The sequence below is a fragment of the Aquidulcibacter sp. genome (assembly GCF_020253525.1).
Taxonomy (GTDB): Bacteria; Pseudomonadota; Alphaproteobacteria; order Caulobacterales; family Aquidulcibacteraceae; genus Aquidulcibacter.
Genome location: NZ_JADCBK010000108.1, coordinates 1 through 10,952, shown reverse-complemented (window position 1 = coordinate 10,952; position 10,952 = coordinate 1). Strand labels below are relative to the sequence as shown.

Below are 10,952 nucleotides of genomic sequence, written 5' to 3'. Positions count from 1 at the left end.
CTTTGTGCATACATTGGGTGATGCGCATTTATATCTGAACCATCTCGATCAAGCGCGCCTGCAAATCTCGCGTGAGCCTTTGGCCCTGCCACGCATGGCGTTGAATCCAGAGGTCACCGATCTGTTTGGCTTCCGCTATGAAGATTTCAAGCTGGAGGGCTATCAGGCCCACCCGCACATTAAAGCCGCGGTTGCCGTCTAAGCCAGACTAGAATTTCAACCACGACTTTTTGGCAGAACTTGGCGCGTCCTCATCCTCGTCAGCGCCCAAGCCGTCAAACGCGCCAATCCCGGGATCATCGGGCACCACGGGCTCTGCCTCGCCACTGGCGACGCGGGTGGCCAAGGTGCGTTCAGTCAAGGCTGCAAGCTCTGGGGCGACCAAGCGCTCGGTATCAGAACGTTCTAGGCGGGGATGGATCAACAGGCCGCGCTCGCCATAGGATTCGATCAAGCGCGCCCAATCGGCATCCTCATAGGCAAAGGCGCTGCCATCGGGATCAAGGTCTGACCAATCTGGTTCACGCGGCGCGTTAGAGCCCTTTGCCAACCATTCCCGCGCGCCTGCTTCATCGCCCGAGGCTTTGGCCGCAGCAGCGCGCAGCGCCAGAATGCGGGAAGTGGGCCGCTCGGCCAGTAAAGGCTCTAGGGCTTGGATCGCCGTCACTGCATCTTGGTTCAACAAAGCCTGTTCAACAGCCAGAATGCGGCTTTCGCGATGATTGGGGTTGAGGCGGATCAGCCCATCGAGCCAGCGGGCTTGGGTTTGCGGGGTCTCTTCGCTTTTCAGATCCTTATAGGCAATTGCCAAAGCGGGGTGGGGCGAGGCCTCCCACGCAGATTCCAAGGTTCCTGCTGCCTGCCATTGCTTGCCAATAATGGCTTGCAGGCGGGCGGCCATCACGGCGGCAGGGGCAAAGCCTGCGGCGAATTTGCTGGCGCGTTGGGCAAGTTCAAGCGCTTGGGCGGGCTCCATCATGCGCTCTGCCCGGTGCGCCGCGGCGGCCAATACCACAGCCCGTCTGCGCGTCGCCGTCTTTTGCCCAACCAAGCCGCGCTTTTCAGCATCATCAAGGGCAGCCAAAGCGCCATCCCAATCGGCGGCTAAGACGCGGCGGTTAAACAGGAATTCAGCGGGCCAAGGTGCCTTTTTCGAGCTTTGCAAGGCGGCTTCGGCATGGGAAATAGCTGCGGCCAGATTGCCACGATTTAGGGCAAGCTCTGCCAAGCCCCGGCGGGCGGCAACGCCATAGCCCGCCACATCGGTCAGTTCGCCATAGAGGCGCTCGCCCGCGGCCCCGTCGCCCGCTACAACAGCAGACTTAGCGGCCAAGAATTTTGCACTGGCGGCATCGGGGGCAAAGCCCAAGGCCTTTTGCGCCTGACGGCGCGATTCTGAAATCTCACCGGCCTCAAAGGCGGCCATGGATAGGCCCAATGTGTCCAAACATTTCTTGCGCGCATTTTCCTGTTGGGCGCGCTTCATGCGTCCGGGCAAGCTCCACAGCCAGCCGATAAAGCCCCAAGTCGCCGTCATCAGAATGGTGATGCCCATCAGAATCGCGGCGGCAACGCCCGGGCTGACACTGACCTTACTCAGGCCATCATTATAGACAATCTCGCCGGGTTGGATGGCCAAAAAGATAAAGCCTGCCAGCATGGCTAGTCCCAAAATGATCAGGACGATCAATCGGATCAGTTTCATGGCAGGTTTCCTTGCTTTTGTGGGGCAGGAGGCGCTTTCGGGGCAGCAACAGGGCCGGGGGTTGCAGGAATAATGCCAATGGGGGCGTTGGTTGCAGCCGGTGGCGCAGGGCTTGGCGGTTGCGGTGGCGGGGCGCGTGTCCCCCGCTCAACTGCACCTCTAACGGCGGCCAAACGGCTCTCTAACGCCAAGCGGTTTTGTGCCCCGGTGATCCATTCGGTGACGACTTCCGGGGCAGGGCTGATGGCCTTCACCTCTTCCACGGCGGCAGCCAGATCACCCTGATCCAGTTTGACTTTGGCGCGCAACAAGCTGGACTGGGCGCTGGTGCCATTGATGTCGGCCACCTTTTCCACCCGCACCAGATCGGCAAAAAAGCCCTTGATCCAACCCCAGAAGCCGCTTTCCTTTTGGGCGGCGCGGTCGCTGGCGACAATGGCGGGTTCCAGCGCGGTGAAGCGCTCTTGCAACAGCGTCCGGGTCGGCACGCCCTTGCGGGCAAAATCCTCTAAGGCGGCCACTTCGGGCAAGCCCGGCAAGGCCGCGCGCACCGTTTCAAACTCGGGCCAGAAGGGGCCGGGCCTACTGGCTGCTTCAACCAGATTGATGACGGCAAAGGTCACGCCGGGGGAAGGGGCTTGGGCGGCTTGGCTTTGTAGGGTTTGGACCATGATTTTCAGGCCCGCAATCTCAGCCTGCAGACTGGCGATGATGGCCCCACCTGCCCCAGTTGGGTCCAAGGCGGCAAGACGTGTTTCAATCGCGGTAACCCGGCCTGAAACGCCTTTGAGTTCGCCTTCCAAGGCTGCCGTATCCACAGCGGGTGAAGGGCCTGATGAAGGGCCGGGTGCGGCGGGGTCAGCCGGTCCAGGGGTTTGGGCTTGGCTAGGCTTTGCCCCCTCAAGGCGGGAGACGCGCCCCTCTAAGGCGGCCAAGCGTGCGGCAACCGCGGCGACTTGGCCGCCAGACTCTGGTTGGTCTTGCGCCACCAATTGGCCAAGGCCGATCTGCTTCATCATGTTTGGCTGGCTTAAGGCAACCAGCGCCAAAACGGCACCACCGCAGGCTGCGGCGGTGGAAAATATCAAGACGGTGAAAAGCCCAACCCCACCGCGCCGCGCGCGCGTCGTCTCGCTGGGCGTTGTTGGAAAGACCGGCGCGCTTGCGCCTAACTCCGCCGTTTTGGAATTGGTTGCACTACCTGCCCGCAATTGGGCATCCAAAAACGGGTCTGACACGGGCCTTTTTTCAACCTTCGGCTCCGGCGTTACAGTCGAATCAAGCGGGTCTGGGGGAAGTTTTTCATCAGCCATAATCTAGTTAAACTCTGCTGCGCCCATTCACTCAAGGCTTTGTTTCGCAACTTCGTCGCGCAAGGCATCCATCAGCGCGTCTTCATCGGGTGTTTCAGCGACGCGGGTCGACTTAAAACCCAATGCTTCCAGAGGTTTAATACAGGCCGCCGACAGGCCTACAATGCGCCATGCCGCCAAACCCACCCCAAGTTCGCTTACAGCAGAAGCAAGCCTGCGCGCCCCTGCAGGGGAATGGATCAGGATAAAGCCGCTGTCTTTGGCCAAGAGGCCTGCAATATTGGCTTTGAAATCAGGATGGTCATGGGTGGCATACACCTCCACATGGCGCGCTTCAAAGCCACAAGCGCGCAACATGCCCGTCACATCGCCCGCTACTTCCCGGCCCCGCAAGTGCAACAAAGCGCCCTGCCTTGGGCTCATGCGGTCAGCGGCTAAGACCGCCAAAGTCGCCCCGTCGCCACCTGCCGAAATCACTGTTTCAAAGCCCGCCGCAATGGCGGCTTCTGCCGTTGCATCGCCAACCGCATAGAGCGGCAGGGCCTTCAGCGTCTCTGTCACCTGAATGGCGCGTGCCGCTGCCGCACTGGTCATCAATAGTGCTTGCACGCCGTCAAGGTCGAGGGTGGCAGGGGTGATTTCCACCCGCGCCGCTGGCATGATTAACGGGGTCAGTCCAAGGTCACGCACTGCCTCTGCAGTGGCATGGGCCCCGGGTTCGGTCCGCGTAATCACACAGGCTTTCATCTCATCCATGCGCCCCTGCGAAGGCATTGCCAGCCATGTGCTTGACCTTTTGACCAAGCTCTGCCCCCAGCGCCTCGGCCTTATCTTTTGTGGCATGGGCAAGGGACCCATCAAGGCGCCACCGCTCTTGCCCGTTGGCCTGCAAGGCCTCACCGATAAAGGTCAATGTGCCTTGGGCGTCCAAGCTTGCCAGCGCACCAATGGCGGTGCGGCACGATCCGTCTAAAGCGGTCAGAAAGGCCCGCTCGGCGGCCACCTCAATCTCTGTTACGGGGTCTGCGATCTTGGCAAAGGCTGCTGCCGTTGCCGTATCGCCCGCGCGTGCCGTTATGGCCAACGCGCCTTGGCCGATGGCCGGCGGCATGGCGACAGGGTCTAACAAGACATGGGGCACATCACTATAACCCAATCGTGCCAAGCCTGCTGCTGCCAACAGGGTTGCATCGCATTGGCCTGCCTTCAGCTTCTCAAGCCGCGTGCCGACATTGCCGCGCAGAGAGACGATGGTCAGATCCGGGCGGGCATGTAGTAATTGCGCGGCCCGTCGCAGACTGGCAGAGCCGATCACGGCCCCATGCTTAAGATCCTCAAGCCCGGCACCAGAGACGGTCACCAACGCATCGCGACGGTTTTCGCGCTCCGGTCCGGCCAATAGCACAATGCCATCCGGCAATTGGGTCGGCACGTCCTTGAGGGAGTGAATGGCGCAATCAATCCGGCCATCCAACAGCGCATCATCAAGTTCTTTGGTGAACAGGCCTTTGCCGCCTGCTTCGCTCAAGGGCCGATCCTGAATGCGGTCGCCTGTCGTGGTGATTGGTATGATGGGAAGCTTATCGTCGATCTCGGCGCTTGGAATCCCCAGCGCTTCGGCCAAAAGGGCGCGGAGTTGGCCGGTCTGGGCCAGCGAAAGAGGAGAGCCGCGAGCACCAATGCGCATGATAGGTTCCAGTTCAGAGCGTTGCATCTCTTACTAATCACCCCTAGTGGCAAGGCAGGTCAAGCTTCGGAGCCAGCATGAGCGGACAGATACCCACTTCTGATCCACAAATCGTCCTTGGACTGGAAACCAGTTGCGATGAAACCGCTGCGGCTGTGGTGGCTTTGCAGGATGGTCGGGCGCGGGTTTTGTCCAGCATTATCGCCAGCCAGATTGAGGCCCATGCGCCCTATGGCGGGGTGGTGCCTGAAATTGCGGCGCGCGCCCATGTTGAGGTGATCGACCATGTGATCCATCAGGCCATGACCAAGGCAGGCCTTGGCTTCCAAGACTTAACCGGCGTGGCGGCAACCGCCGGGCCCGGCCTGATTGGTGGGGTGATGGTAGGCCTGTTGACGGGCAAGGCCATCTCTTTGGCGCGCAACTTGCCCTTGGTGGCGGTCAATCATTTGGAAGGCCATGCCCTGTCGCCCCGGTTGGAAGCCGATGTGCCCTTTCCCTACTTATTGCTGCTGGTCTCGGGCGGGCATTGCCAGCTCTTGCGGGTTGGCGGGCTAGATGCGTGTGAACGTTTGGGCTCCACCATTGATGATGCGGTGGGCGAGGCCTTTGACAAGACCGCAAAAGTTTTGGGGCTAGGCTATCCCGGTGGGCCAGCGGTGGAACGGGCGGCGCGGACGGGGGACCCCAAGCGGTTTGACTTGCCCCGCCCCCTCAAAGGCCGGCCCGGCTGCGACTTTTCTTTTGCCGGCCTCAAGACGGCTGTGGCGCGTGAGGCGGCGGCTTTGGGCACACCAACACAGCAGGATATTGCAGATCTTTGTGCCAGTTTTCAGGCCGCTGTTGGCGATGTTTTGGTGGATCGCACGCGTCAGGCCATCACGGCCATGGTGTTGCCAGAGGGACAGAGCGGCCGCTTTGTTGTGGCAGGCGGGGTGGCAGCCAATCTGACCCTACGCAGCCGATTGGAAGCGCTTTGTGACGCGTTTGGCTGGTCCTTCTTCGCCCCGGCCTTGGCCTATTGTGGCGATAATGCTGCGATGATTGCCCTTGCCGGGGCAGAGCGTTTGGCCCAAGGCCTGTCGGATGATTTGGATGCACCGGCCCGCCCGCGTTGGCCTTTGGATGCCGAAGCGGCGCGTGCTGCACCTATGTATAAGACGGGGCGTAAAGGCGCGAAGGCTTAGGCCTTTTGGGCGGCTAATTGCTTCTTCTGCGCGGCGGCACCGTAAAAGCCAACCCGAAACGGCCCAAACCAGAAGACTTTGCCAAGCCCGCGCCACATCTTGTCATAGGCCCAGGCCAAACGCTCATGCCGGGCTATCCATAAGAGGGCGACTAAGGGTGCCAGCGCCAGCGCTTGTGCCACGCCTTTGACCATGGAAAACACCATGCGCCCATAATCCCGGTCGGCCCGATTATACCATTGGCCGGTCGTATTATGACCAAAAGCAAAGGCACGTTTGGTTAGATAGGCCCAGGTCGCGCGGCTGGGCGGCACATCTTCATAGACCCACGCATCCTCAGCCCAGCCAAACCTGCCGCCACTGGCCACGACTTCGCGCCATAAGATATCATCCTCGCCCCCGGTTTCATTGGCAGCAGGATTGAAGGGCTCTGGCTTGGTGAAGACGGTTTCGCGCTTCAAAAAGCAATTGCCGCAGCCATAAGGGATGTCGATCAGGCGCGTTGGCCCATCAAGTCTGCGGGAAAAGAAGTTCTGAAAATAGGTGTGCGGCACATTGTGCTCAGCAGGCAGGCGGGCTTCAATCGGGCCAAATACCACATCCGCACCAGTCTCCTGCTGCGCTTTGACGAGATTGGCCAGCCAATTTGGCTTGGCCACTTCATCATCATCAAGGAAGGCGATGAAGGTGCCGCGCGCAAGGCTAACGGCCTTATTGCGCGCATTGGCGACCCCGGCGGCAGGTTCGACCGCATAGATGAAGGGCGTTTGACCTGCCTCTTGTGCCAATTGGTCTGCCGTGGCTTTGCAGGATTGTTTGGCGTCATTATCGACCAGAATAATCTCCAGCGAGGGTGCGCCTTCTTGGCCCAGAATGGAGCGCACCGCCGCCAAGGCACCGTCTGGCCGGTGAAAGGTTGGGATGATCACGCTGATACTGGGTGCCTCGGACGCCGTTTTGGTCACTTGATATATGCCTCTTTGGCAGGCGTGCCGCTTCGCCACCCCCGCTTCTAGCCCCTTATGGCACAAAAGGGTCGCTCATTTCTTACCAAGCCTCGCGTTTCACACAGGAAAATGCCACCAAAGCGGGGGGGCTTTGGCGGCAGAGTAGCACGTCCGATTTTGGGGGGGGAGACGTGGGGCTTGGAAGAGGGTTTGGCTAGAAGGCTTGGGCCGAAGCCCGTTTTTTCTGGGCTTAGTAGCCAGCTGCCCGGGCTGCCAATTCGCCGACAGGGGCGAGGATGGAGAGCACGAGGAAGGTAGCCAAAGATAAGCTCCAGAGGTGTGGGTTCGAATTTGTGTTGGTCATGGGGAGGATCCGTTTCTGTTTGGTTGTTTATGCATTCTATATAGCGAAACGCTGTACGCTTGTCAATGAACAATTTGCATATCGTTCATTAATTAGCAGTAAGGAAGAAAGTGGGTGGTTTTGGGGGGTGGATCGTGGGTTTCATAGGTCCCCGCTCTGCGCTTGCGCTTCGGTAGGGATGGCATCGTTTTGGATAGCTTCTTTATCTAGAAGCGGTTTGGTGCCCATTCTGGTCACCCAAACCGCTTCCTTTATCGTGCTCGGGCGATTGGTCGCGTCAAGTCCAGATTTCCTTCGGAAATCTGCCGCCCTAGGTCCACTTCCTTTTTTCAAAAGGGAAGTGGACCTAATTTCTTGATTTGAACGCGCAACTTGGTTCGAAAGAACCAAGCGCACGTCAGCGGCGCGAAGCGGACTTGACCCGTCAAATCGCCCACAAACAATAACGTCTGGCCTTTGGGGCAGGCATAGCCTGCACCAAAGCCTTCCAGACAAAAAGCTCTTGACCGTTGTCATCCCCGATGGCGTCAGCCAATCGGGGATCTCGTGCCGCAAAGTCCTATGGGGTCCCCGCGCTTGCGCTCCAGCCGGGGTGACAGGTACCCACCCACGCGCGCGCCAATTGGCTTGGTCGGTTTAGCGCTTGAGAAGGCCGCGATAGAGCAAATCCATCGTGCCTTCGAGTTCGCGCCGGAGCATATCAATGCGGAAGCAATTATAGAGTTGCGGGAAGCGGAACTTCATGGTGGCGCATTGGATCATTTCTGCCAATTCGTCGAGATTGTCGCACGGCGCAAAGGTGCCGTCCTCAATGCCATCTTTCAAGATTTTTGCGAGATAGACACGCTCCACCGCCAGCCGCCGATTTGAATAGGCTGGGCGCTCTTGGGTGATCGCTTGGGCGAGCTCGAAAAGCTTCTTGTTCTGATCAATCATATTGAAGGTGCGTTCCAGCACCGTACGGTGGAATTCGCGCATCCGTACTTCGGCTGGGCTGTCGGAATCGACAATCCCTTCCATAATGGCATCTTCCTCGACCTCATGGGCGCGGGCAAACGCTTCGGCAATATCAAGCTTGGAAGGGTAGAATCTGTACAGATTCCCCGTCGACATCTTGAGGTCGGCAGCGATCTCAGACATCGTTGTTTTATTGTAACCGTAGTGGTCGAACCGCCGGCCAGCGGCTTCCAAAATACGATCGCGGGTTTCTGCTTTGTCATCCATGCGAAACCCCTTAGACTAAAAATAATGAACAATCAACAAAATGTTCAGTTTTTATGAATCTGACGGCGGCGTCAAATTTTTCGGAGGGAAATGGGCACAACATGGCTGAAATTGGCATCCTTGGAGCAGGGGCTTGGGGCACTGCTTTAGCGCAAGTAGCCGCCACCGCCGGCCACACGGTCTGCCTTTGGGCGTTAGAGCCCGAAGTCCTGGACAGTATTGCCACGACTGGCGAAAATAGTCTTTTCTTGCCGCAGGTTAAGTTGTCTCCCCGCATTCGTGCCACGGGTCATTTAGCCGATTTGGCCGCGTCTGATGCGATTTTAGCGGTTGTGCCCGCCCAATTCATGCGCCAGACCTTAAGCGCGCTCGCCCCCCATGTGCGTACAGGCACGCCCGTCGTTTTGTGCTCCAAAGGCATTGAGCAGGGCAGCCAGAAACTCATGACCGATGTGTTGGCCGAAGTGCTGCCGGGCTGTGTTGGCGCTGTTTTATCAGGGCCGAGCTTTGCCAAAGACGTGGCCGTCGGCCTGCCTACGGCGGTTACATTGGCGTGCGGCGACTCACAAATTGGCGCGCGCTTGGTTGAGTTGATCGGCATTGCGACGTTTCGGCCCTATCTGGCAACCGACTTGGTGGGGGCCGAAATTGGCGGCGCGGTCAAAAACGTCTTGGCGATTGCCTGTGGCATGGCCGAAGGGCGGGGCCTTGGTGAAAGTGCGCGCGCGGCCTTGATCACGCGCGGCTTTGCCGAAATGACCCGTCTCGGCGTCGCCATGGGGGCAGACGCCCGCACCTTGGCCGGCCTCTGTGGCTTGGGCGATCTGGTTTTGACCTGTTCAAGCGCCACCTCGCGCAATTTTGCTTTGGGCTATGCCTTGGGCCAAGGGCAGAGCTTCCAAGAAGCCACCGCAGGCAAACGCAGCATCGCCGAAGGGGCCTCCACCGCCCCAGCGCTCCTCGAACTTGCGGCCAGCAAGGGCGTTGCCATGCCGATTTGTGAAGCGGTCGCTGCCATCTTGGCTGGACGGGTCGATGTCGCGCAGGCCATTGGGAAGCTTCTTTCGCGGCCATTCAAGGTGGAGGCAGACTAATGACCCTATTTCTTTTAACATGCTTGGATCATGCAGGCGCTTTGGACAAACGCTTGGCAACCCGCCCAGCCCATCTTGATTATGTTGCCAGCTTTGGTGCCGCGGTAAAGCTGGCCGGTCCTGTTTTAGACGCACCAGACGGTGGGCCAATCGGATCGCACTTCATCCTCGATGTCGCCGATCAAGCTGCCGTGGAAGCCTTTGCCGCCAACGACCCCTATGCGCTTGCCGGTGTATTCAAGTCTCACACCATCCATCCGTTTCGCGTGGTGGTTGGGAATGTGTAGGGGCAGGCGCGTGGCCTGTTTGTGAATTCCCAAACGCGGTCATCCCCGATGGCGAAGCCAATCGGGGACCTTGTGCCACAAAGTCCCTTGAGGCCCCCGCGCTCCGGCGGTGATGACGGGGCGGTGGAGAGGAGCGCGCAACAACAGTTGCGCATCTATAGGCGCGGACAAGCGCAACTTTTGTTGCGCGATCCATTTTGGGGCTCTTTATCTGGAAGCGTGACTCGTCAAATCGCCCACAGGCAATAACGTATGGCCTTTGGGACAGGCACGGGCTGCGCATAAGCCTTCCAGAAGAGAAAAACGACACCCTCTCCCAAAGGGAGAGGGGGGAGCGACAGCTCTCTTAGCTCCCCGCGCTTCGCTCACGCTTCGGGGGGGATGACATCGCTTTAAAATTTTTCCGTCTAGACCCATTTTGGTGGAAACCCTGTTTCACCAAAATGGATCATGAAGGATGGCCGCGACATCTGGGTCGTCAAGTGTCCGTTTTCTTCGAAAACGGATCGCGTTGCGACGCAGCGAAGCTGCGCACTTGACTACCCAGAGGTCGCTAGAACAATTTCGTTAGCGTTTTGGTGAACCAGAAGGGTCACCAAAACGCTTCCAGATAAATGGCCCACCAAAAGGATCGCGCAACAAAAGTTGCGCTTGTCAGCGCTTGTAGATGCGCAAACCTTGTTGAGCGCTCCTTCTTCTCCCAAAACAATGTCATCCCCGCCGAAGCGTGAGCTTCGAGCGGGGACCTCATCGGATTCTGCGGCACAAGATCCCGGATCGGCTGCGCCGTCCAGGATGTCAGGGCAGTGAAAAGGTCCCCAGACTTTGGGTGTTAGGAAGTTGAATATACCCCTACCCAAACCACGATATTCCCCCTATGTTCTCGTGATGGCGCGTCCCCCTTCCTCCCGACCTCGTAAGCCCAATGCTCATCCCACAACGGATAAGATGCAGGCGTGGGAGAACATCAAGAAGTTGCGGGCTGAGGCCGATGCGTTGGATGATCCCAAGCCCAATGCGCAGGTAGTGACGGGGGTTGAGTTTGCCGGCGACCCGTTTGTCTATGATTTTGACTATAATGTTCTCGATGCGCGCGGCAGTGCCGCTCCACCGGCTTGGCAGCCCCATCGCCCTGATCTGCCGG

General features: G+C 59.0%; 11 protein-coding genes and 1 pseudogene. 5 read left to right on the top strand and 7 right to left on the bottom strand.

From position 1 onward, the window contains the following. A partial coding sequence (locus tag IOB61_RS12590) for a thymidylate synthase (protein ID WP_290817228.1) occupies nucleotides 1–202 on the top strand: 202 nt, incomplete at its 5' end. A 773-nt stretch (nucleotides 203–975) separates the two neighbouring features. Here IOB61_RS12590 and IOB61_RS16865 read toward each other — a convergent pair. From IOB61_RS16865 to hemC, 5 genes and pseudogenes are all read right to left on the bottom strand, one after another. Beyond that, nucleotides 976–1,068 carry a hypothetical protein gene (locus IOB61_RS16865; RefSeq protein WP_367272854.1) on the bottom strand — a complete coding sequence of 31 codons (93 nt, stop codon included), beginning with the start codon at nucleotides 1,066–1,068 and terminating at the stop codon, nucleotides 976–978. A 259-nt stretch (nucleotides 1,069–1,327) separates the two neighbouring features. Further along, a pseudogene (locus tag IOB61_RS16860) lies at nucleotides 1,328–1,660 on the bottom strand (heme biosynthesis HemY N-terminal domain-containing protein); the annotation flags it as partial. 41 nt (nucleotides 1,661–1,701) lie between these two features. Beyond that, complete coding sequence (locus IOB61_RS12580) at nucleotides 1,702–3,018, bottom strand: hypothetical protein (protein WP_290817224.1); 1,317 nt, start codon at nucleotides 3,016–3,018, stop codon at nucleotides 1,702–1,704. 27 nt (nucleotides 3,019–3,045) lie between these two features. Beyond that, a complete protein-coding gene (locus IOB61_RS12575; protein WP_290817221.1) occupies nucleotides 3,046–3,774 on the bottom strand; it encodes a uroporphyrinogen-III synthase in 729 nt (242 codons plus the stop codon). Then, nucleotides 3,767–4,732 (bottom strand): hydroxymethylbilane synthase, encoded by a 966-nt coding sequence (gene hemC / locus IOB61_RS12570; RefSeq protein WP_290817219.1) that lies wholly within the window; start codon nucleotides 4,730–4,732, stop codon nucleotides 3,767–3,769. The genes IOB61_RS12575 and hemC overlap by 8 nt, the downstream gene beginning before the upstream one ends. Before the next feature lie 50 nt (nucleotides 4,733–4,782). Between hemC and tsaD the strand changes: the two genes are divergently transcribed. Beyond that, complete coding sequence (gene tsaD / locus IOB61_RS12565; RefSeq protein WP_290817217.1) at nucleotides 4,783–5,892, top strand: tRNA (adenosine(37)-N6)-threonylcarbamoyltransferase complex transferase subunit TsaD; 1,110 nt, start codon at nucleotides 4,783–4,785, stop codon at nucleotides 5,890–5,892. Here tsaD and IOB61_RS12560 read toward each other — a convergent pair. Then, nucleotides 5,889–6,857 carry a glycosyltransferase family 2 protein gene (locus IOB61_RS12560; protein WP_290817214.1) on the bottom strand — a complete coding sequence of 323 codons (969 nt, stop codon included), beginning with the start codon at nucleotides 6,855–6,857 and terminating at the stop codon, nucleotides 5,889–5,891. The genes tsaD and IOB61_RS12560 overlap by 4 nt on opposite strands. 982 nt (nucleotides 6,858–7,839) lie before the next feature. Next, a complete protein-coding gene (locus IOB61_RS12555) occupies nucleotides 7,840–8,427 on the bottom strand; it encodes a TetR/AcrR family transcriptional regulator (RefSeq protein WP_290817213.1) in 588 nt (195 codons plus the stop codon). A gap of 101 nt (nucleotides 8,428–8,528) precedes the next feature. Here IOB61_RS12555 and IOB61_RS12550 point away from each other — a divergent pair, with 101 nt between their 5' ends. The 3 genes from IOB61_RS12550 to IOB61_RS12540 form a co-directional block, all read left to right on the top strand. Continuing rightward, nucleotides 8,529–9,521: an NAD(P)H-dependent glycerol-3-phosphate dehydrogenase gene (locus tag IOB61_RS12550; protein ID WP_290817210.1), complete on the top strand. Its 993-nt coding sequence runs from the start codon at nucleotides 8,529–8,531 to the stop codon at nucleotides 9,519–9,521. Next, on the top strand, nucleotides 9,521–9,808 hold the full coding sequence (locus IOB61_RS12545; RefSeq protein ID WP_290817208.1) for a YciI family protein: 288 nt from the start codon (nucleotides 9,521–9,523) through the stop codon (nucleotides 9,806–9,808). Before IOB61_RS12550 ends, IOB61_RS12545 begins: the two co-directional genes overlap by 1 nt. 888 nt (nucleotides 9,809–10,696) lie before the next feature. Then, nucleotides 10,697–10,952, top strand: a 256-nt coding sequence (locus IOB61_RS12540; protein WP_290817205.1) for a hypothetical protein, incomplete at its 3' end; no start/stop codon positions are given.